The 21,675-nt window shown below is 71.0% G+C and carries 18 protein-coding genes; 17 read left to right on the forward strand and 1 reads right to left on the reverse strand.

The features are described from left to right. The first annotated feature begins 18 nt into the window (after nucleotides 1-18). The 13 genes from ACIPYQ_RS04180 (at nucleotide 19) to ACIPYQ_RS04240 (ending at nucleotide 14,450) form a co-directional block, all read left to right on the forward strand. On the forward strand, nucleotides 19-1,728 hold the full coding sequence (locus tag ACIPYQ_RS04180) for a UDP-N-acetylmuramoyl-L-alanyl-D-glutamate--2,6-diaminopimelate ligase (RefSeq protein WP_401245875.1): 1,710 nt from the start codon (nucleotides 19-21) through the stop codon (nucleotides 1,726-1,728). Continuing rightward, nucleotides 1,725-3,155, forward strand: a complete 1,431-nt coding sequence (gene murF / locus ACIPYQ_RS04185) for a UDP-N-acetylmuramoyl-tripeptide--D-alanyl-D-alanine ligase (protein WP_401245877.1) — start codon at nucleotides 1,725-1,727, stop codon at nucleotides 3,153-3,155. The genes ACIPYQ_RS04180 and murF overlap by 4 nt, the downstream gene beginning before the upstream one ends. Beyond that, nucleotides 3,152-4,222 (forward strand): phospho-N-acetylmuramoyl-pentapeptide-transferase, encoded by a 1,071-nt coding sequence (gene mraY / locus ACIPYQ_RS04190; RefSeq protein WP_030707344.1) that lies wholly within the window; start codon nucleotides 3,152-3,154, stop codon nucleotides 4,220-4,222. Before murF ends, mraY begins: the two co-directional genes overlap by 4 nt. After that, complete coding sequence (gene murD / locus ACIPYQ_RS04195; protein WP_401245879.1) at nucleotides 4,204-5,643, forward strand: UDP-N-acetylmuramoyl-L-alanine--D-glutamate ligase; 1,440 nt, start codon at nucleotides 4,204-4,206, stop codon at nucleotides 5,641-5,643. Before mraY ends, murD begins: the two co-directional genes overlap by 19 nt. Nucleotides 5,644-5,712: 69 nt before the next feature. Then, nucleotides 5,713-7,074 (forward strand): putative lipid II flippase FtsW, encoded by a 1,362-nt coding sequence (ftsW, locus tag ACIPYQ_RS04200; protein WP_401245881.1) that lies wholly within the window; start codon nucleotides 5,713-5,715, stop codon nucleotides 7,072-7,074. A gap of 6 nt (nucleotides 7,075-7,080) precedes the next feature. Further along, complete coding sequence (gene murG / locus ACIPYQ_RS04205; RefSeq protein WP_319721756.1) at nucleotides 7,081-8,175, forward strand: undecaprenyldiphospho-muramoylpentapeptide beta-N-acetylglucosaminyltransferase; 1,095 nt, start codon at nucleotides 7,081-7,083, stop codon at nucleotides 8,173-8,175. Nucleotides 8,176-8,204: 29 nt separating this feature from the next. Beyond that, nucleotides 8,205-9,059, forward strand: coding sequence for a cell division protein FtsQ/DivIB (locus ACIPYQ_RS04210; protein WP_401245882.1), 855 nt, complete (start codon nucleotides 8,205-8,207; stop codon nucleotides 9,057-9,059). A 279-nt stretch (nucleotides 9,060-9,338) separates the two neighbouring features. Next, nucleotides 9,339-10,544 (forward strand): cell division protein FtsZ, encoded by a 1,206-nt coding sequence (ftsZ, locus tag ACIPYQ_RS04215; RefSeq protein WP_319721757.1) that lies wholly within the window; start codon nucleotides 9,339-9,341, stop codon nucleotides 10,542-10,544. Beyond that, a complete protein-coding gene (pgeF, locus tag ACIPYQ_RS04220) occupies nucleotides 10,541-11,329 on the forward strand; it encodes a peptidoglycan editing factor PgeF (protein ID WP_362238848.1) in 789 nt (262 codons plus the stop codon). Before ftsZ ends, pgeF begins: the two co-directional genes overlap by 4 nt. After that, nucleotides 11,316-12,035, forward strand: coding sequence for a YggS family pyridoxal phosphate-dependent enzyme (locus ACIPYQ_RS04225; protein WP_401245885.1), 720 nt, complete (start codon nucleotides 11,316-11,318; stop codon nucleotides 12,033-12,035). The genes pgeF and ACIPYQ_RS04225 overlap by 14 nt, the downstream gene beginning before the upstream one ends. A gap of 149 nt (nucleotides 12,036-12,184) precedes the next feature. Further along, a complete protein-coding gene (locus ACIPYQ_RS04230) occupies nucleotides 12,185-12,802 on the forward strand; it encodes a cell division protein SepF (protein WP_030707332.1) in 618 nt (205 codons plus the stop codon). A 60-nt stretch (nucleotides 12,803-12,862) separates the two neighbouring features. Next, a complete protein-coding gene (locus tag ACIPYQ_RS04235) occupies nucleotides 12,863-13,159 on the forward strand; it encodes a YggT family protein (protein WP_361758163.1) in 297 nt (98 codons plus the stop codon). 82 nt (nucleotides 13,160-13,241) lie between these two features. Continuing rightward, a complete protein-coding gene (locus ACIPYQ_RS04240; RefSeq protein ID WP_361758160.1) occupies nucleotides 13,242-14,450 on the forward strand; it encodes a DivIVA domain-containing protein in 1,209 nt (402 codons plus the stop codon). A 308-nt stretch (nucleotides 14,451-14,758) separates the two neighbouring features. Here ACIPYQ_RS04240 and ileS read toward each other — a convergent pair whose 3' ends face one another. Continuing rightward, a complete protein-coding gene (gene ileS, locus ACIPYQ_RS04245) occupies nucleotides 14,759-17,917 on the reverse strand; it encodes an isoleucine--tRNA ligase (protein ID WP_401245888.1) in 3,159 nt (1,052 codons plus the stop codon). 616 nt (nucleotides 17,918-18,533) lie between these two features. On the opposite strand from ileS, the gene ACIPYQ_RS04250 reads away from it, so the two are divergent. The 4 genes from ACIPYQ_RS04250 to ACIPYQ_RS04265 all read left to right on the forward strand — a co-directional run bounded on the left by ACIPYQ_RS04250 (nucleotide 18,534) and on the right by ACIPYQ_RS04265 (nucleotide 21,530). Then, nucleotides 18,534-19,358, forward strand: coding sequence for a TraR/DksA family transcriptional regulator (locus ACIPYQ_RS04250; RefSeq protein ID WP_401245890.1), 825 nt, complete (start codon nucleotides 18,534-18,536; stop codon nucleotides 19,356-19,358). A gap of 125 nt (nucleotides 19,359-19,483) precedes the next feature. Then, nucleotides 19,484-20,044 carry a signal peptidase II gene (gene lspA / locus ACIPYQ_RS04255; protein WP_401245892.1) on the forward strand — a complete coding sequence of 187 codons (561 nt, stop codon included), beginning with the start codon at nucleotides 19,484-19,486 and terminating at the stop codon, nucleotides 20,042-20,044. Nucleotides 20,045-20,121: 77 nt separating this feature from the next. Beyond that, entirely contained in the window at nucleotides 20,122-21,063 is a 942-nt protein-coding gene (locus tag ACIPYQ_RS04260) for an RluA family pseudouridine synthase (protein ID WP_362239950.1), read from the forward strand. A gap of 44 nt (nucleotides 21,064-21,107) precedes the next feature. Continuing rightward, nucleotides 21,108-21,530, forward strand: coding sequence for a GNAT family N-acetyltransferase (locus tag ACIPYQ_RS04265; RefSeq protein ID WP_361771000.1), 423 nt, complete (start codon nucleotides 21,108-21,110; stop codon nucleotides 21,528-21,530). The last annotated feature ends 145 nt before the right edge of the window (nucleotides 21,531-21,675 follow it).

Consider the following 21,675-nt stretch of genomic DNA (forward strand, 5'->3'; position numbering starts at 1 on the left):
AAGCGTGAGGCACCATCAGTGACAACGATCACCCCGAAACCCGGGAACCAGCCGGTTGCCGACGCCGAGGCCGGGCCCTCGCTTCGCGACCGGCCCGCCGCGCCCGGTACGCTCACCGCCGTGCCCCACGCTGATCAGCCCAGAACCTCCCAGAAAGACGCCCCGGCAGTGCCGCCGGGAGCGCCCAGGCCCCTGTCCGCCCGCCCGACCCCTCTGGGCGAGCTGGCCACCCTGCTGGGCATCCCGGCGCCCGCCGCGGCGCAGATCACCGGGATCACGCACGACTCCCGTGCGGTCCGTCCCGGAGACCTGTACGCGGCCCTGCCGGGAGCCAGGACGCACGGCGCGGACTTCGCCGCACAGGCCGCCGGCCTCGGTGCCGCCGCCGTGCTGACCGACCCCGCGGGGTCGGAGCGCGCCGCGGCGACCGGCCTGCCGGTCCTCGCGGTCGACGACCCGCGCGGCCGGATGGGAGAGCTCGCCGCCGCGATCTACGGCCGCCCCGGCGACGACCTGCTCCAGATCGGCATCACCGGAACCTCCGGCAAGACCACCACGGCGTACCTCGTCGAGGGCGGTCTGCGCGCGGCGGGCCGCAGCACCGGACTGGTCGGCACCGTCGAGATGCGCATCGGCGACGAGCGCATCAAGTCCGAGCGGACCACCCCCGAGGCCACCGACCTCCAGGCCCTCTTCGCGGTCATGCGCGAACGCGGGGTCGAGGCCGTGGCGATGGAGGTCTCCAGCCACGCGCTGGTGCTCGGCCGGGTCGACGGCTGCGTCTTCGACGTCGCCGTCTTCAACAACCTGAGCCCGGAGCACATGGAGTTCCACTCCGACATGGAGGACTACTTCCAGGCCAAGGCGGGGCTCTTCACCGCCCGCCGGGCCCGCCTGGGCGTGGTCAACTTCGACGACGAGTACGGCCGCCGCCTGGCCAAGGAGGCGACGATCCCGGTCGTCACCTTCTCCGCCGCCGGCGACCCGGCCGCCGACTGGCGCGCCGAGGACGTGGTGTTCGGCCCGGCGAGCTCCACCCTCACCCTGCTGGGCCCCGAAGGACAGCGCGTACGGGCCGCCGCGCCGCTGCCCGGCCCGTTCAACGTGGCCAACACGGTCGCCGCGATCGTCACCCTGGCCGCCGCCGGCCTCGACCCGCAGACCGCCGCCGACGGCGTCGCCGCGGTCCCCGGGGTCCCCGGCCGGCTGGAGCGGGTGGACGCGGGACAGCCGTACCTCGCCGTCGTCGACTACGCGCACAAGACGGACGCCGTGGAATCGGTGCTGCGCGCGCTGCGCGAGGTCACCGAGGGCAAGCTGCACATCGTGCTCGGCTGCGGCGGTGACCGCGACACCACCAAGCGCGCCCCGATGGGCGCCGCGGCCGCCCGGTACGCCGACGTGGCCGTCCTGACCTCCGACAACCCGCGCTCCGAGGACCCGCTCGCGATCCTCGCCGCGATGTTCGAGGGCGCCGTGTCCGTGCCGCCCGCCGAGCGGGGCACCGTGCTGGTCGACGCCGACCGGGCCGCGGCCATCGCCGCCGCCGTCGCGCGCGCCCGGCCCGGCGACACCGTGCTGGTGGCGGGCAAGGGCCACGAGCAGGGCCAGGACACCGCCGGTGTCGTACGGCCCTTCGACGACCGCACCGTGCTCCGCGCCGCGATCGAGCACCAGGCCGTGCTCGACCAGGCCATCCAGGTCCGACAGGCCGAGGTGAACCAGTGATCGCCCTTTCCCTCGCCGAGATCGCCGACATCACCGGCGGGCGGCCCCACGACATACCGGATCCGTCCGTACAGGTCACCGGTCCCGTGGTCTACGACTCCCGCGAGGTCCTGCCGGGCAGCCTGTTCGCCGCCTTCGTCGGCGAGCGGGTCGACGGCCACGACTACGCCGAACGCGCGCTGGCCGCCGGCGCCGTGGGCGTCCTCGCGACCCGGCCCGTGGGCGTACCGGCGATCGTCGTCCCCGACGTGGTGGCCGCCCTCGGGGCGCTCGCCCGGGCCGTCGTCGCCCGCCTGGGCACCGACGTCGTCGCCCTCACCGGCTCGGCCGGCAAGACCTCCACCAAGGACCTCATCGCGCAGGTGCTGCAGCACCACGCGCCGACCGTGTGGACCCCCGGGAACCTCAACAACGAGATCGGCCTGCCGATCACGACGCTGCGCGTCACCGAGGAGACGCAGCACCTGGTCCTGGAGATGGGCGCCCGCGGCATCGGCCACATCCGCTACCTCACCGGGCTGACGCCGCCGCGGATCGGCCTGGTGCTCAACGTCGGCACCGCGCACATCGGCGAGTTCGGCGGCCGGGAGCAGATCGCACAGGCCAAGGGGGAGCTGGTCGAGGCGCTGCCCGCCGAGGCGGAGGGCGGTGTCGCCGTCCTCAACGCCGATGACCTGCTGGTTCGCGCCATGGCCGGGCGCACGAAGGCCCGTACGGTGCTGTTCGGAGAGGCCGAGGACGCCGCAATCCGGGCCACCGAAGTCCGCATGACGGACAGCGGACGGGCTTCCTTCACATTGCGAACACCGACCGGGTGCAGCGACGTGACCTTGCGGCTGTACGGTGAGCACCACGTGTCGAACGCGCTCGCCGCGGCCGCCGTTGCCCATGTACTGGGCATGTCCGTCGAGGAGATCGCCACGGCGCTCTCCGGGGCGGGCACGCTGTCCCGGTGGCGGATGGAGGTCACCGAGCGCGCGGACGGTGTGACGATCGTCAACGACGCCTACAACGCGAATCCCGAGTCCATGCGGGCCGCACTGCGCGCGCTCGCCGCGATGGGCGGTGCCGGCAGGGCGAACGGGGGACGCACGTGGGCGGTGCTCGGCCCGATGGCCGAGCTCGGGGACGACGCGCTCGCCGAGCACGACGCGGTCGGGCGACTTGTCGTCCGGCTCAACGTGAGCAAGCTCGTCGCAGTCGGGGGCAGGGAAGCCTCCTGGCTGCAACTGGGCGCATATAACGAGGGTTCGTGGGGTGAGGAGTCGGTGCTCGTGTCCGACGCGCAGGCGGCGGTCGACCTGTTGCGCAGTGAACTGCGCCCGGGTGACGTCGTGCTGGTGAAGGCTTCCAGGTCGGCCGGTCTGGAGCGGGTGGCCCAGGCCCTGCTCGAGGGCACTGTCGAGGGCGAGGTCCCCGGCCGATGAGGCAGATCCTGTTCGCCGGTGTCATCGGCATGTTCCTCACCGTTGTCGGCACCCCGCTGCTGATCAAGCTGCTGGCCCGGAAGGGCTACGGCCAGTTCATCCGCGACGACGGCCCGCGCGGCCACGCAGGGAAGAAGGGCACGCCCACCATGGGCGGCATCTCCTTCATCCTGGCCACGCTCGTCGCGTACGCCCTGACGAAGGTCATCACCGGTGAGGCGGTGAGCTTCTCGGGCCTGCTCGTGCTCTTCCTGATGGCGGGCATGGGCCTGGTCGGCTACCTGGACGACTACATCAAGATCGTCAAGCGGCGCTCGCTCGGTCTGCGGGCCAAGGCCAAGATGTCCGGCCAGCTGATCGTCGGCATCGCCTTCGCGGTGCTCGCGCTCCAGTTCAAGGACTCGCGCGGGCTGACCCCGGCCTCCACCAAGCTGTCGTTCGTGACGGACTTCGGCTGGTCGATCGGCCCGGTGCTGTTCGTCGTCTGGGCGCTCTTCATGATCCTGGCGATGTCCAACGGCGTGAACCTGACCGACGGTCTGGACGGCCTCGCCACCGGCGCCGCCGTGATGGTCTTCGGCGCCTACACCTTCATCGGCGTCTGGCAGTTCCAGGAGTCCTGCGTGAACGCGCAGACCCTGCCCAGCCCGAACGCCTGCTTCGAGGTGCGCGACCCGCTCGACCTCGCCGTGGTTGCCTCCGCCCTGATGGGCGCCTGCTTCGGCTTCCTGTGGTGGAACACCTCGCCCGCCAAGATCTTCATGGGTGACACCGGCTCGCTGGCCCTCGGCGGCGCGCTCGCCGGCCTCGCGATCTGCTCCCGCACGGAGTTCCTGATCGCCCTGCTCGGCGGCCTCTTCGTCCTCATCACCATGTCGGTCGTCATCCAGGTCGGCTCGTTCAAGATGACCGGGAAGCGCGTCTTCCGGATGGCCCCGCTGCAGCACCACTTCGAACTCAAGGGGTGGTCCGAAGTCCTCGTGGTGGTCCGCTTCTGGATCATCCAGGGCATGTGCGTGATCGTGGGTCTCGGTCTCTTCTACGCGGGATGGGCAGCCGACAAGTGACCTCCTGGCAGGGCAAGAACATCACCGTGGCCGGTCTCGGGGTGAGCGGCATCAGTGCCGCCCGCGCCCTGGCCGGCCTCGGCGCCGTGGTGACCGTCGTCGACGGGGGCGACGGCGAGGGCCACCGCGCCCGCGCCGCCGAACTGGGCGAGCTGGGGATCTCCGTACGCCTCGCCGACGCCGAGACCCTCCCCGGGGGTACCGATCTGGTCGTCACCTCTCCCGGCTGGAAGCCCGACAGCCCGCTGTTCGCGGCCGCGGCCGCCGCGGGTGTGGACGTGGTCGGAGACGTGGAGATCGCCTGGCAGCTGCGCGGCGAGAACGCCGCTCCCTGGCTCGCCATCACCGGGACGAACGGCAAGACCACCACCACCCAGATGCTCGCGTCGATCCTGAAGGCCGCCGGCCTGCGGACCGCCGCCGTCGGCAACATCGGCACGCCCATCATCGACGTGGTGCTCGGCGAGCAGGAGTACGACGTGCTCGCCGTCGAGCTCTCCAGCTACCAGCTGCACTGGGCGCCCTCGCTGCGCGTCCACTCGGGCGCCGTCCTCAACCTGGCCCCGGACCACCTCGACTGGCACGGCTCGATGGAGGCGTACGCCGCCGACAAGGGCCGGATCTACGAGGGCAACACGGTGGCCTGCGTCTACAACGTGGCCGACCCCGCCACCGAGAAGCTCGTCGAGAACGCCGACGTCGAGGAGGGCTGCCGCGCGATCGGCTTCACCCTCGGCGCCCCCGGCCCCTCCATGCTCGGCGTCGTCGACGGCATCCTCGTCGACCGCGCCTTCGTCGAGAACCGGCAGAAGAACGCCCAGGAGCTCGCCGAGGTCAAGGACGTCAATCCGCCGGCCCCGCACAACATCGCCAACGCCCTCGCCGCCGCGGCCCTGGCCCGCGCCTTCGGCGTGGAGCCGCGCGCCGTTCGCGACGGGCTGCGCGACTTCCGCCCCGACGCCCACCGGGTCGCGCACGTGGACGAGGTCGCCGGGGTCGCGTACGTCGACGACTCCAAGGCCACCAACACGCACGCGGCCGAGGCCTCGCTGGCCGCCTTCGAGCCGGTCGTGTGGATCGCCGGCGGTCTCGCCAAGGGCGCGACCTTCGACGAGCTCGTGCAGAAGTCGGCCAAGCGGCTGCGCGGTGTGGTGCTGATCGGCGCCGACCGGGCGCTCATCGCCGAGGCGCTGGCGCGACACGCCCCCGAGGTCCCGGTCGTCGACCTCGACCGGACCGACACTGGGGCGATGCTCGCAGCGGTCCGGGAGGCGGCCGCGCTCGCCGAGCCCGGCGACACGGTCCTGCTGGCACCTGCCTGTGCCTCGATGGACATGTTCGCGAACTACAACAAGCGTGGGGACGCGTTCGCCGACGCAGTGCGCGAACTGGCCGCCGAGAACGCTGCGGACACGGTCTAGGCCGGGGCTCCGGGGCAGGTTCCCTCCGGCCGGCTGCTCGCCTCGTACGAGTGGAGGGGAAGATCACAGATGCCGGCCAAGCAGATGCTGCCGGGGCGGCGGCCGTCCGCCGTGAAGGCGCAGGGCCGCAAACGGCCCCTGGTGCGCGTGAAGCGGCCCGCGGGACGCGGGCCGCTGGCCGGGCTGCGGCGTACGCAGCGGCAGTTGCTCAAGGCCTGGGACCGCCCGCTCACCGCCTATTACCTGATTTTCGGCAGCTCGCTGCTCATCACCGTGCTCGGTCTGGTGATGGTGTATTCGGCCTCCATGATCAAGGCCCTCCAGCTCGGCCTCGGCGACGCGTACTTCTTCAAGAAGCAGTTCCTGGCGGCCCTCATCGGCACCGGACTGCTCCTGGTCGCCTCCCGGATGCCGGTCAAGCTGCACCGGGCGCTGTCCTATCCGGTGCTCGCCGGCACGCTCTTCCTGATGGTGCTGGTCCAGATCCCCGGGATAGGGGTCTCGATCAACGGCAACCAGAATTGGATCTCCCTTGGCGGTCCGTTCATGTTGCAGCCCAGTGAGTTCGGCAAGCTGGCACTGATCCTGTGGGGCGCCGACCTGTTGGCGCGCAAGGGCGACAAGGGGCTGCTGAGCCAGTGGAAGCACCTGCTGGTGCCGCTGGTCCCGGTGGCCTTCCTGCTGCTCGGTCTGATCATGCTGGGCGGGGACATGGGCACCGCGATGATCCTCGGTGCCATCCTGTTCGGTCTGCTCTGGCTGGCGGGCGCCCCGACGCGACTGTTCGTCGGAGTGCTGGCCTTCGCGGGTGCGATCGTCGCCCTGCTGATCAAGACCAGTCCGCACCGGATGGACCGGCTGGAATGCCTCGGTGCGACAGACCCGGGCAAGAACGACCTTTGCTGGCAGGCCGTCCATGGGATCTACGCCCTCGCCTCGGGCGGATGGTTCGGTTCCGGGCTGGGTGCAAGTGTGGAAAAATGGGGGCAACTACCCGAAGCCCACACCGACTTCATCTTCGCCATCACTGGGGAGGAACTGGGTCTCGCGGGGACGCTGTCGGTGCTCGCCCTGTTCGCGGCTCTAGGCTATGCGGGTATCCGCGTGGCCGGACGCACGGAGGATTCCTTCGTACGGTTTGCCGCGGGAGGCGTGACCACCTGGATCACGGCCCAGGCCGTGATCAACATCGGTGCGGTGCTCGGCCTGCTGCCGATCGCCGGAGTCCCGCTCCCGCTGTTCTCCTACGGAGGGTCAGCCCTGCTGCCGACCATGTTCGCGGTCGGACTGCTCATCGCCTTCGCGCGTGAGGAGCCGGCGGCGCGCGCGGCCCTCGCGATGCGACAGCCGAAGACCGGCTGGTGGCGGACCGGGGTGAGATGGAAGTCGATGAGACGGCGCGTCAAGAAGCGTCCGTCCGGAGAGCGGTGAATTTCGGTGCATGTCGTACTCGCCGGTGGGGGGACCGCCGGCCACATCGAGCCGGCGCTCGCCCTCGCGGACGCCCTGCGCAGGCAGGACCCTTCAGTGGGCATCACCGCCCTCGGCACCGAGCGCGGACTGGAAACCCGCCTGGTGCCGGAGCGCGGCTACGAACTCGGGCTGATCCCCGCCGTACCGCTGCCCCGCAAGCCGACCCCGGAACTGATCACCGTCCCCGGACGGCTGCGCGGCACCATCAAGGCCGCGGAGGAGATCCTCATCCGCACCAAGGCCGACTGCGTCGTCGGCTTCGGCGGCTACGTGGCCCTGCCCGGCTACCTCGCGGCCAAGCGGCTCGGGGTGCCGATCATCGTCCACGAGGCCAACGCCCGGCCCGGACTGGCCAATAAGATCGGCTCCCGGTACGCGCACGCCGTCGCGGTCTCCACCCCCGACAGCAAGCTGCGCGGCGCCCGCTACGTGGGCATCCCGCTGCGCCGCTCCATCTCCACCCTCGACCGGGCCGCCGTGCGCCCGGAGGCGCGCGCCGCCTTCGGCCTGGACCCCAACCTGCCGACGCTGCTGGTCTCCGGTGGCTCACAGGGCGCACGCCGCCTCAACGAGGTCATCCAGCAGGTTGCGCCGACCCTGCAGCGCTCCGGCGTCCAGATCCTGCACGCCGTCGGCCCGAAGAACGAACTGCCGCGTGTCGACAACATGCCCGGGATGCCGCCGTATGTGCCGGTACCGTACGTGGACCGGATGGATCTCGCGTACGCCGCCGCCGACATGATGCTGTGCCGCGCGGGTGCGATGACCGTCGCCGAACTCTCCGCCGTCGGGCTCCCGGCCGCCTACGTCCCGCTGCCCATCGGCAACGGCGAACAGCGGCTCAACGCCCAGCCGGTGGTCAAGGCCGGCGGCGGCCTCCTCGTGGACGACGCGGAACTGACGCCCGAGTGGGTGCTCGGCCAGGTCCTCCCGGTGCTGTCCGACCCGCACCGCCTGTACGAGATGTCCCGCGCCGCCGGTGAATTCGGCCGGCGGGACGCCGACGAGCTCCTGGTCGGCATGGTGTACGAGGCGATCGCAGCCCACAGGAACCGCTGACGCGGAGCCCAGACGCAGGAGGCACAGGAGTGGCCGGAGCGACGACCGCACAGCGCGGAACCCCTGGTTCCGGCGGGTCCGGCCGGCCCGCCCGCAAGGGCGCCGGCTCTCCCAAACCACCCAAGGCCCCCAAGTCCGGCAAGTCCGTGAAGGGATCCGGCCCGCAGGGCCCCGGCGCACGCCTGCGCCGGGGCCCCGTGCTGGCCTCCCTGGCCGCCGCGCTGCTCCTCGCCGCGGGCGGGACCTGGGCGCTCTACGGGTCCTCCTGGCTCCGCGTCGAGAAGGTCACGGCGAGCGGCACGGAGGTGCTCACCCCCGAGCAGGTCCTCGCGGCCGCGGCCGTGCCCGTCGGCGCGCCCCTGGTGAGCGTGGACACCGACGAGATCGAGAGCCGCGTCCGCGGCCGGCTGCCCCGCATCGATTCGGTCGATGTGGTGCGGGCCTGGCCGCACGGAATCGGGCTGAAAGTGACGGAACGCAAACCCGTCCTGCTCATCAGAAAGGGCGCCGACTTCGTCGAAGTGGACGCTTCGGGTGTGCGATTCGACACGGTTCCGAAAGCGCCCGCGGGCGTTCCGGTCCTGGAATTGAACGCCGCACGATCGCCGAGCGCCCGCCGCTTCGACGAGGAACGGCTCCTGCACGAGGCCGTTCTCGTCGCCGGCGCCCTCCCGGAACCGGTCGCCAGGGAAACCGTGCAGGTCAAGGTGGGTTCCTACGATTCGGTGGTCCTGGAGCTCACCAGGGGCCGGTCCGTGACGTGGGGGAGCGGTGAACAGAGCGCGGCGAAGGGGCGTGCGCTGACCGCTTTGCTGAAAGCCGCGCCCAAGGCCGCTCACTTCGACGTGAGCGTCCCCACCGCCCCTGCGGTGTCCGGGAGTTGACTCCCGGTCGAACAACGACGCACCCTGGTTGGCCAGCGATACGGGTGATCACATAGGGTGAAAAGAAAAACGGGAGGTTCGGCGTGTTCGTTGAACACGCGCTACTTGTCGACTTAGTGTCCTGTTCGGAAGAGTCCAAGGAACAGACACACCCCTAACCCTAAACTTCAGGGTGAGGGTTCGGGTCGGCGCGTTCGGACCGTCCCTATTTCGGCATCAGTCGTCGCAACGCAGGCCCGCGAGGCGGCGACACGTAACTCGAGGCGAGAGGCCTTCGACGTGGCAGCACCGCAGAACTACCTCGCAGTCATCAAGGTCATCGGTGTCGGCGGCGGTGGTGTCAATGCCATCAACCGAATGATCGAGGTCGGTCTCAAGGGCGTCGAGTTCATCGCCATCAACACGGACGCCCAGGCGCTGTTGATGAGCGACGCCGACGTCAAGCTCGACGTCGGCCGTGAACTCACCCGGGGCCTCGGCGCCGGCGCCAACCCGGCCGTCGGCCGGAAGGCGGCAGAGGACCACCGCGAGGAGATCGAGGAGGTCCTCAAGGGGGCCGACATGGTCTTCGTCACCGCCGGTGAAGGCGGCGGCACCGGCACCGGCGGCGCACCCGTCGTCGCCAACATCGCGCGCTCGCTGGGCGCCCTGACGATCGGTGTGGTCACCCGGCCGTTCACCTTCGAGGGCCGGCGCCGCGCGAACCAGGCGGAGGACGGCATCGCCGAGCTCCGCGAAGAGGTCGACACCCTCATCGTCATCCCCAACGACCGACTGCTGTCCATCTCGGACCGCCAGGTCAGCGTGCTCGACGCCTTCAAGTCGGCCGACCAGGTCCTGCTCTCGGGCGTCCAGGGCATCACCGATCTCATCACCACCCCGGGTCTCATCAACCTCGACTTCGCCGACGTCAAGTCCGTGATGTCCGAGGCCGGCTCGGCCCTGATGGGCATCGGCTCGGCCCGCGGCGACGACCGCGCGGTGGCCGCGGCCGAGATGGCGATCTCCTCGCCGCTGCTGGAGGCGTCCATCGACGGCGCCCGAGGCGTGCTGCTCTCCATCTCCGGTGGCTCGGACCTCGGTCTCTTCGAGATCAACGAGGCCGCGCAGCTGGTGAGCGAGGCCGCGCACCCCGAGGCGAACATCATCTTCGGCGCCGTCATCGACGACGCGCTCGGCGACGAGGTACGGGTCACCGTCATCGCGGCCGGGTTCGACGGAGGACAGCCCCCGGCCCGCCGGGACAACGTCATCGGCGCGGCGTCCACCAAGCGCGAGGAGCCGGCCCCGGCTCCGGTCCGCGCCGCCGAGCCGGCCCGCCCGGCCTTCGGCGGACTCGGCACGGTCACCCCGCGCGAGGACCCCCCGGCCCCGGTCGAGCCGGCCCCGGTCGAGGCCCAGGCCCCCGCGCCGCAGGTCCCCACGGCCCGCCCGTACCAGGACAGCCCGGCCGAGGAACTGGACGTCCCGGACTTCTTGAAGTGACACCGGAGCAGCACCACGTGGGCGGCGCCCACTTCGCCTTCACCGACCGGTGGGGCGGGGTGAGCGCCGTTCCGTACGAAGAGCTCAACCTCGGCGGCGCGGTCGGAGACGACCCGGCCGCCGTTCTCGCGAACCGGGCGCTGGCCGCGGGGTCCCTGGGGCTGGCCCCGGACCGGGTGGTCTGGATGAACCAGGTGCACGGCCGCGACGTCGCCGTGGTGGACGGGCCGTGGGGCCCGGACGTGGAGGTCCCCGCGGTGGACGCCGTGGTGACCGCCCGTCGGGGGCTCGCCCTCGCGGTGCTCACCGCCGACTGCACGCCCGTCCTGCTGGCCGACCCCGTCGCCGGGGTCGCGGGGGCCGCCCACGCGGGTCGGCCAGGACTGGTCGCCGGGGTGGTGCCCGCCGCCGTGGCGGCGATGGTCTCCCTCGGCGCCGAGCCCGGCCGGATCGTCGCCCGTACCGGACCCGCGGTCTGCGGACGCTGCTACGAGGTGCCCGCCGAGATGCGGGAGGCGGTGGCCGAAGTGGTGCCCGCCGCCCGGGCCGAGACCAGCTGGGGGACACCGGCCGTGGACGTGGTCGCCGGAGTGCACGCGCAGCTCGCGGAGGCGGGGGTGGTGAACAGCCGCCGCTCACCGGTCTGCACACTGGAGTCGCGGGACCACTTCTCGTACCGCCGCAACCGGGTGACCGGGCGGCTTGCCGGATATGTCTGGTTGGAAGAGTCTTCCCGGGGCGCCACCCCCGGGCCCCCGGGGGAAAAGAAGAATGACGGATCGTAAGTCGGAGCTCGCCGAGAACCTGGCGCGGGTGGAGGAACGTATCTCGTCCGCCTGCGCGGCGGCGGGCCGGGAGCGGGACGAGGTGACGCTCATCGTGGTCACCAAGACCTATCCCGCGAGCGACGTACGACTGCTGGCGGAGCTGGGTGTCCGTCATGTTGCGGAAAATCGTGACCAGGACGCCGCCCCCAAGGCCGCGGCCTGCGCGGATCTGCCGCTCAGCTGGCACTTCGTCGGTCAGTTGCAGACGAACAAAGTCCGTTCCGTGGCGGGATACGCGCATGTGGTGCAGTCCGTCGACCGCCCCAGGCTCGTGACGGCCCTCTCGGCCGCCGCCTCGAACGCCGGCCGGGAGCTCGGCTGCCTCGTGCAGATCGCCCTCGACGCCGAATCGGGGGAACGCGGGGCCCGCGGCGGCGCGGCACCGGAGCAGCTGGCGGAGTTGGCGGACTTCGTCGCCGCCGCACCGGGACTGCGGATCGACGGGCTGATGACCGTCGCTCCGCTGTCCGGCCCCTACGCGGGACGCGAACAGGCCGCTTTCGAGCGGTTGATGGAATTGTCATCCCGCATGCGCGCGGACCATCCTGCTGCCACGATGGTGTCGGCCGGGATGAGCGCAGACCTGGAACAGGCCGTTGCGGCCGGTGCGACACATGTACGCGTCGGCACTGCGGTACTCGGCGCGAGACCCCGGCTCGGGTAACGTCGCGAAGAAAGTCGGACCACAGCAGAAAATATGGTCATTCCCGCCGATGAGCGGGCAGACCACGTGGATCGCGGGCAGTTGGTGACATTCGTGACACGGCGGCACCTGCGACAGGGCGATCCACCACAGAGCGGAGGACTCGGAGAATGGCCGGCGCGATGCGCAAGATGGCGGTCTACCTCGGCCTCGTGGAGGACGACCGGTACGACAACCCGGGGTACGACCCCGACGACGAGTTCGAGCCCGAGCCGGAGATGGAGCGGGCTCGGGAGCGGGATCGCCGACAGCAGCCCGTGCACCAATCGCCCATTTCGGACGAACCGGTACGAGCCGTACAGCCTCCGGCGCAGCGGGAACCCATCCCAATTCCGGTGGAAAACGGACGTCCTGCGCGAATTGCCCCCGTGGCATCCATCACACCTGATCGCACCAACCTGGAGAAGAACGCCCCCGTGATCATGCCCAAGGTCGTCTCCGAGCGGGAGCCGTACCGCATCACGACGCTGCACCCGCGGACCTACAACGAGGCCCGTACCATCGGGGAACACTTCCGTGAGGGCACTCCGGTGATCATGAACCTCACGGAGATGGACGACACGGACGCGAAGCGTCTCGTGGACTTCGCCGCCGGACTCGTCTTCGGTCTGCACGGCAGCATTGAACGCGTGACACAGAAGGTGTTCCTGCTGTCGCCTGCTAACGTCGATGTCACGGCGGAGGACAAGGCTCGCATCGCGGAGGGCGGGTTCTTCAACCAAAGCTAGACCGATCCGTCAGATACGGGACCGGGAACAGAGCGGGAAACGGGGAGAGGGAAGCGCGGGATGGGCGTCGCACTACAGGTGGTCTACATCGCGCTGATGTGCTTCCTCATCGTGCTGATCTTCCGACTGGTCATGGACTACGTGTTCCAGTTCGCACGTTCATGGACGCCCGGCAAGGCGATGGTGGTCGTTCTGGAGGCCACCTACACTGTCACCGATCCACCGCTCAAGCTTCTTCGGCGGTTCATTCCGCCGTTGCGTCTCGGGGGCGTGGCACTCGACCTGTCCTTCTTCGTTCTGATGATCATCGTTTACATCCTCATCAGTCTCGTCAGCGGTGCTGCGAGAAGCGTATGAACGATGAGCTTCTCCGCGCGCGCGGGGACGATCCCGATACGGTCTTGCCGACTGCCGACGACTACGTAGAGGTGAAGAAGACATGCCGCTGACTCCCGAGGACGTGCGGAACAAGCAGTTCACGACCGTCCGCCTCCGAGAAGGCTATGACGAGGACGAGGTCGACGCCTTCCTCGACGAGGTCGAGTCCGAACTGACGCGCCTGCTGCGCGAGAACGAGGACCTGCGCGCCAAGCTGGCAGCCGCCACGCGTGCCGCCGCGCAGAACCAGCAGCAGCAGGGCATGCGCAAGCCCGAACCCCAGGACCAGCGCGGCCCCGGCGCCCCCGTGCCCGCGGCCATATCCGGCCCGCCGCAGCAGCAGATGGGCCCGCCGCAGCTTCCGGGCGGCCAGCCGCAGCTCCCGCCGGGCCCCGGCGGCCAGGGCCAGCAGGGCCCCGGCCAGATGGGCGGCCCGATGGGCGGCCCCATGCAGCAGCACCCCATGGGCGGACCGCAGGGCATGGGCCAGCAGCCCATGGGCCAGCAGCAGCAGTCGATGGGCGGCCAGAACCCCCTCGGCCAGCAGATGCAGCCCATGGGGCAGCAGATGCAGCAGATGGGCCAGCAGATGCAGCCCATGGGCCAGCCCATGCAGCAGATGCAGCAGCAGCCGCAGCTCCCGCAGCAGGGCCCCGGTGGCGACAGCGCCGCCCGCGTCCTGTCGCTGGCGCAGCAGACCGCCGACCAGGCGATCGCGGAGGCCCGCTCCGAGGCCAACAAGATCGTCGGCGAGGCCCGGTCGCGCGCCGAGGGCCTGGAGCGGGACGCCCGCGCCAAGGCCGACGCGCTGGAGCGGGACGCGCAGGAGAAGCACCGCGTCGCGATGGGCTCCCTGGAGTCCGCCCGCGCCACGCTGGAGCGCAAGGTCGAGGACCTGCGGGGCTTCGAGCGTGAGTACCGTACGCGTCTGAAGTCCTACCTGGAGTCGCAGCTGCGCCAGCTGGAGACCCAGGCCGACGACTCGCTGGCCCCGCCGCGGAACCCGGCCGGTCCCGCGCTGCCGCCGTCGCCGTCGCCCTCGATGGCTCCGGCCGGTGCGATGGGGCACTCCATGGGTGGCCCCTCGATGGGCGGCCCGTCGCCCATGGGCGGTCCCTCCCCGATGGGCGCAGGCCCGTCGTACGGCGGCCAGCAGCAGATGTCCCCGGCGATGACCCAGCCGATGGCTCCGGTGCGGCCGGCTGCGCCGCAGCCGATGCAGGCGCCGTCGCCGATGCGGGGCTTTCTGATCGACGAGGACGACAACTAGGCGCCGCCGCCGTTCCTGCGGTCGGCAGCCGCGCTCTACGGGCCGGGCCCGAGGTTCCCCACGGAACCTCGGGCCCGGCCCGTTTTCGCATGCCCGCGTGCGGCGCCGCTCCCGGGGGCCAGCCCCCGAACCCCGCGCCTCAAACGCCGGCGGGGCTGGAGTGGTGCGGCGGGGCTGAAGATTCAGCCCGTCCGGCGTTTGAGGACCGGGGTCTGGGGCGGAGCCCCAGTTTCGGGAAGGGGCGGGGTGGGGGAAAGAAAGCGGCCCGCACCCCCGGGTACGGGGATACGGGCCGCTCGGGCCGGGGGCTATGCCTTGCGGAGGCGGAAGGTCAGGGACAGGGGCTCGTCCGTGAAGGGGGCACCGTAGGCGGCATCGGCTTCGCCCGACGCGAAGTCGGTGGCCAGGACCTCGTCCGCGATCAGGGCCGTGTGGTCCGTCAGGGCCGTCACGACCTCCGGGTCCGCGGAGACCCACCGCAGGGCGATGCGGTCCGCCACGTCCAGGCCCGAGTTCTTCCGGGCCTCCTGGATCAGCCGGATCGCGTCACGCGCCAGACCCGCCAGCCGCAGCTCCGGGGTGATCTCCAGGTCCAGGGCCACCGTCGCGCCCGAGTCGGACGCCACCGACCAGCCCTCGCGCGGGGTCTCCGTGATGATGACCTCCTCCGGCGAGAGGGAGATCTCCTCGCCGTTCAGCGAGATGGTCGCCGAGCCGGAGCGCAGGGCCAGGGAGAGCGCGGCCGCGTCGGCGGCGGCCACCGCCTTCGCCACGTCCTGCACGCCCTTGCCGAAGCGCTTGCCCAGCGCCCGGAAGTTCGCCTTCGCCGTCGTGTCGACCAGCGAGCCGCCAACCTCCGACAGGGAGGCCAGGGAGGAGACGTTCAGCTCCTCCGTGATCTGGGCCTGGAGGTCGGGGGACAGGGCGTCGAAGCCCGCCGCGCCGACCAGGGCCCGCGACAGCGGCTGGCGGGTCTTCACGCCCGACTCGGCACGCGTGGCGCGGCCCAGCTCGACCAGGCGGCGGACCAGGAGCATCTGCTGGGACAGGGTCCGGTCCACCTGGGTGGCCTCCGCCTCCGGCCACGCCGACAGGTGCACCGACTCCGGGGCGTCCGGGGTGACCGGGACGATCATGTCCTGCCAGACCCGCTCGGTGATGAACGGGGTGAGCGGGGCCATCAGGCGGGTGACCGTCTCGACGACCTCGTGGAGGGTGCGCAGCGCGGCCTTGTCGCCCTGCCAGAAGCGGCGGCGCGAGCGGCGGACGTACCAGTTCGACAGGTCGTCCACGAAGGCGGAGAGCAGCTTTCCGGCGCGCTGGGTGTCGTAGGACTCCATGGCCTCGGTGACCTCGGTCACCAGGGTGTTGAGCTCGGAGAGCAGCCAGCGGTCGAGGACCGTGCGGTCCGCCGGGGCCGGGTCGGCCGCGGAGGGCGCCCAGTTCGACGTACGGGCGTACAGGGCCTGGAAGGCGACCGTGTTCCAGTACGTGAGGAGGGTCTTGCGGACCACCTCCTGGATCGTGCCGTGGCCGACCCGGCGGGCCGCCCACGGGGAGCCGCCGGCCGCCATGAACCAGCGCACCGCGTCCGCGCCGTGCTGGTCCATGAGCGCGATCGGCTCCAGGGTGTTGCCCAGGTGCTTGGACATCTTGCGGCCGTCCTCGGCGAGGATGTGGCCGAGGCAGACCACGTTCTCGTAGGAGGACTTGTCGAAGACGAGGGTGCCGACCGCCATCAGCGTGTAGAACCAGCCGCGGGTCTGGTCGATGGCCTCCGAGATGAACTGCGCCGGGTAGCGCTTCTCGAAGATCTCCTTGTTCTTGTGCGGGTAGCCCCACTGCGCGAACGGCATCGAGCCCGAGTCGTACCAGGCGTCGATGACCTCCGGCACGCGGACGGACGTCAGGGAGCAGCCCTCGTGCGTGCAGGGGAAGGTGACGTCGTCGATGTACGGGCGGTGCGGGTCGAGGGCCGTCTGGTCCTGGCCCGACAGCTCGGTCAGCTCCGCGCGCGAGCCGACGCAGGTGAGGTGGTTCTCCTCACAGCGCCAGATCGGCAGCGGGGTGCCCCAGTAGCGGTTGCGGGAGAGCGCCCAGTCGATGTTGTTGTTCAGCCAGTCGCCGAAGCGGCCCTGCTTGACCGAGTCCGGGAACCAGTTCGTCTTCTCGTTCTCCCGCAGCATCGCGTCCTTGACGGCGGTGGTGCGGATGTACCAGGACGGCTGCGCGTAGTAGAGCAGGGCCGTGTGGCAGCGCCAGCAGTGCGGGTAGCTGTGCTCGTAGGCGATGTGCTTGAAGAGCAGACCGCGCGCGTCGAGGTCGGCGGTCAGCTTCTCGTCGGCCTTCTTGAAGAAGACGCCGCCGACGAGCGGGACCTCCTCCTCGAAGGTGCCGTCGGGGCGGACCGGGTTCACGACGGGCAGGCCGTACGCGCGGCAGACCGCGAGGTCGTCGGCGCCGAAGGCGGGGGACTGGTGGACCAGACCCGTACCGTCCTCGGTCGTGACGTACTCGGCGTTCACGACGTAGTGGGCCTCGGCCGGGAATTCCACGAGCTCGAAGGGGCGCTGGTAAGTCCAGCGCTCCATCTCCTTGCCCGTGAAGGACTCGCCGGTGGCCTCCCAGCCCTCGCCGAGGGACTTCTCCAGCAGCGGCTGGGCGACGACCAGCTTCTCTGAGTCCTCGACGCCGGTACGGCGCGCGACGACGTACGTGACCTCGGGGTGCGCGGCGACCGCCGTGTTGGACACCAGGGTCCAGGGGGTGGTCGTCCAGACCAGCAGGGCCGCCTCGCCCGCGAGCGGGCCGGAGGTCAGCGGGAAGCGGACGTAGACCGAGGGGTCGACGACCGTCTCGTAGCCCTGGGCCAGCTCGTGGTCCGAGAGGCCGGTGCCGCAGCGCGGGCACCAGGGGGCGACGCGGTGGTCCTGGGTGAGCAGACCCTTGTTGAAGATCTCCTTCAGCGACCACCACACGGACTCGACGTACTCGGGGTCCATGGTCCGGTAGGCGTCGTCCAGGTCGACCCAGTAGCCCATGCGGGTCGTGAGCTCGGTGAACGCGTCGGTGTGGCGGGTCACGGACTCGCGGCACTTGGCGTTGAACTCGGCGATGCCGTACGCCTCGATGTCCTGCTTGCCGTTGAAGCCCAGCTCCTTCTCGACGGCGAGCTCGACGGGCAGGCCGTGGCAGTCCCAGCCGGCCTTGCGGGCCACGTGGTAGCCGCGCATGGTGCGGAAGCGGGGGAAGACGTCCTTGAAGACGCGGGCCTCGATGTGGTGCGCGCCGGGCATGCCGTTCGCGGTGGGCGGGCCCTCGTAGAAGACCCACTCGGGGCGGCCCTCGGACTGCTCCAGGGTCTTGGCGAAGGTCTTGCTCTCGCGCCAGAAGTCGAGGACCGCGTGCTCGAGGGCAGGCAGGTCGACCTGGGCGGGTACCGGGCGGTACTGCGGCGGTGTGGTCATGAGGCTGAACTCTTCCTCCGGCGGGGTGTCACTTCCGTCCGGAGGGACGAGAGCCGTTCTGAGAATCCAGGACGCCTGCTCCCGCGGTACCACCCTCCTTGGCCGCCGGACGGATCCGGTGGCCCCCTCATTGGGGTGCGAAGCCGGTTCTACTCGCCCCACGGGGATCCGTACGGGCTTTCTTCCGGCGGCTCAGGGGTGATCCTTCACATCGCGCTCGCCCCCGGGCTCTCACCGTCCCCGGGTCGCTCCTGGCTGCGTACGGCGCTACTCGTCCCCGTCCATGCCTTTCGCTGGGCCCAGTGTACGGGCCGGGCGGGTCCTCGGCAGACCGGTTTACGGGGGCCCGTGCGGTGGGCGGCGGCACGGCGTGGCGGGGGCGCCGCCGGGGCGCGGCGGGAGGTGCGGGGCGGGCCCGCGCGTGACCCGAACGGGCCTGGGCGCCGGTACGGACGCGGGTGGGGCGGGAGTGGCGGATTACCGGGGCTCCGGATGGGCACAACGGATGCAGGTTGACCTCGATGGATGCGTGCCCCGTTGCCGCGGGGCTGGAGGCGATTTATCGTTCCGGCACGAATCGCGAGCATTGATCACAGTATGTGAAGGGGCCGCGGCCATGGTGGCGAAGAAGACCGCCGGGAGTACTGCCAAGAAGGCTGTCGGCAAGGCCGGCGGGAAGGCGGAGGCCCCCGAGGACGCGGCTCCCGCCAAGAAGGCGACCGCCGCCGGGAAGACCGCTGCCGGGAAGACCGCCGCCGCCATCAGGGCGCCGGCTACGAAGGCGGCCGCGAAGAAGGCACCGGCGAAGAAGGCACCGGCCGGGACGGCGACGGCCGACAAGGCCACCGCCGTGAAGAAGACGACCGCCGTCGAAAAGCGGACGGCCACGGCCAAGCAGGCCGCGGCCGAGGGGGCGGCACACGCCGCGAAGAAGACGGGAGTCCGCAAAGTGGTTGCCAAGAAGAGCACCGGCACGGCGAGGAAGACGGCTGCGGCGGCCACCAGCGGGCTGCCCAAGACGCGGGTCACGGCGGCCCTCACCCCCGGCGAGCTCGCCGTACGGCCCGGCGAGGACCCCTGGACCCAGACGGAGGTCGACGAGGCCCGCAGCGAGCTGATGAGCGAGGTGCTGCGGCTGCGCGCCGAGCTCGACGCCTCCGAGGTGGCGATCAGCGGCCTGATGCGGGACTCGGGCGACGGCGCGGGCGACGACCAGGCCGACACCGGCACCAAGAACATCACCCGGGAGTCCGAGCTGGCGCTCGCGGCGAACGCCAGCTCGATGCTGGAGCAGACCGAGCGGGCCCTGGAACGGCTGGAGGCGGGCACGTACGGCCTCTGCGAGAACTGCGGGCAGCCCATCGGGAAGGCCAGGATGCAGGCCTTCCCGCGGGCCACTCTGTGCGTGGACTGCAAGCAGAAGCAGGAGCGGCGGCACTAGGCCCCGGCACCGGGCCAGGGAAATTGGGTGGAGGTGGGGCAGGCGGTGGGCGGGGGCCCTGACGTACCCTCGTGTCTCGTCAGGGTCCAGGAGGAGCCTGGTTCGAGCTAGTTCGAGGGACTCACGTGGCAGAGGCGGAGCGCATCATCGGTACGCCGGAGGTCGGGGACGACGCCCAGCCGGAGTCCGCCGGGCCCAAGGGGCGCCGGCGGATCGCGGCGCTGCTCGTCGTGGCGGTGCTCGCCTACCTGCTCGACCTCGGCACCAAGATGCTGGTCGTGGCGAAGCTGGAGCACCAGCCGCCGATCGAGATCATCGGTGACCTGCTGAAGTTCGAGGCGGTCCGCAACCCGGGCGCCGCCTTCGGCTTCGGCGAGGCCTTCACCATCATCTTCACCTGCATCGCGGCCTCCGTGATCGTGGTGATCGTGCGGCTCGCGCGCAAGCTCTACAGCCTGCCGTGGGCGATCGCGCTGGGCCTGCTGCTGGGCGGTGCGCTGGGCAATCTGACCGACCGGATCTTCCGTTCGCCGGGCGTGTTCCGGGGTGCGGTCGTCGACTTCATCGCGCCGGCCCACTTCGCGGTCTTCAACCTGGCCGACTCGGCGATCGTGTGCGGCGGCATCCTGATCGTCCTGCTGTCGTTCAAGGGCCTCGACCCGGACGGCACGGTCCACAAGGACTGATCGCGGGACTGATCGCCCAACTGATCGCTGGACCGCTCGCGGAACTGCCCGGCTGCCGAGTCCTGCATACTCGACGGGTGAGTACGATTCCCGAGATCCGCACCCTGCCCGTTCCCGATGGCCTCGAAGGCGAGCGTGTCGACGCCGCCATCGCCCGTATGTTCGGTTTCTCCCGGACGAAGGCGGCCGACCTCGCGGCCGCGGGGAAGGTGTCGGTCGACGGCAGTGTCGTCGGGAAGTCCGAGCGTGTGCACGGTGGCGCCTGGCTCGAAGTCGAGATGCCCGAACCGCCCCGGCCGGTCGAGGTCGTCGCCGAGCCGGTCCCCGGCATGGAGATCGTCCACGACGACGACGACATCGTGGTCATCATGAAGCCGGTCGGCGTCGCCGCCCACCCGAGCCCCGGCTGGACCGGCACCACCGTCATCGGCGGCCTCGCCGCGGCGGGCTACCGCATCTCCACCTCCGGCGCCTCCGAGCGCCAGGGCATCGTGCACCGCCTCGACGTCGGCACGTCCGGCCTGATGGCCGTCGCCAAGTCGGAGCGCGCGTACACCTCGCTGAAGAACCAGTTCCGCGAGCGGGTCGTGGACAAGCGCTACCACGCGCTGGTGCAGGGCCACCCGGACCCGATGAGCGGCACCATCGACGCGCCGATCGGCCGCCACCCGAGCGCGGACTACAAGTGGGCCGTGACGCAGGAGGGCAAGGCCTCCGTCACGCACTACGACCTGATCGAGGCCTTCCGCGCCGCCTCGCTGCTGGACATCAAGCTGGAGACCGGGCGTACGCACCAGATCCGCGTGCACATGTCCGCGCACCGGCACCCGTGTGTCGGCGACCTGACGTACGGCGCCGACCCGACGGTCGCGAAGCGGCTGGGCCTGACCCGGCAGTGGCTGCACGCGGTGCGGCTCGGCTTCGAGCACCCCTCCGACGGGCAGTGGGTGGAGTTCGAGAGCGGCTACCCGGCGGACCTGCAGCACGCGCTGGACGTGATCCGGGCGGAGAGCGAGTGACCGCCGTCGGCTTCGAGGTACGGGTCGCGGACTCCGAGGCCGACATGGCGGCGTGCTTCGCCGTGCGGACCGAGGTGTTCGTGGTCGAGCAGTCCGTACCGGAGTCGATCGAGTACGACGCGTACGACGCGGGCGCGGTGCACGTCCTGGCCGTGGGGCCGGACGGGGAGCCGCTGGGCACCGGCCGGCTGCTCCACGGCGCCGCCGTGCTGGCCAAGACGGGCGATCCGGCGGTCGGCGCACTGGGCCGGCTGGCCGTGCGGAAGGTTGCGCGCGGGCTGGGGGTCGGGGTGGCGCTGGTCCGCGCGATCGAGGCCGAGGCGGTGCGGCTGGGGCTGACGGGGGTGGACCTGGGCGCGCAGACGCATGCGCTCGGCTTCTACGAGCGCCTCGGGTACGTGGCCTACGGCCCGGAATTCCAGGACGCCGGCATCCCCCACCGCGCGATGCGCCGCCCTTTGCCGTAGCCCGCGCCTCAATCGCCGGCGGGGCTGAAAGATCGGGGCTCCGCCCCGGACCCCGCGCCTCAAACGCCGGCGAGGCTGGATGTGGCGAGGCTGGATTCTGCTCGACGGCGCTGGATTTGCCTGGCGGGGCTGGATTGCGCGGAGC

This window comes from Streptomyces sp. NPDC090045, assembly GCF_044747975.1.
Taxonomy (GTDB): domain Bacteria; phylum Actinomycetota; class Actinomycetes; order Streptomycetales; family Streptomycetaceae; genus Streptomyces.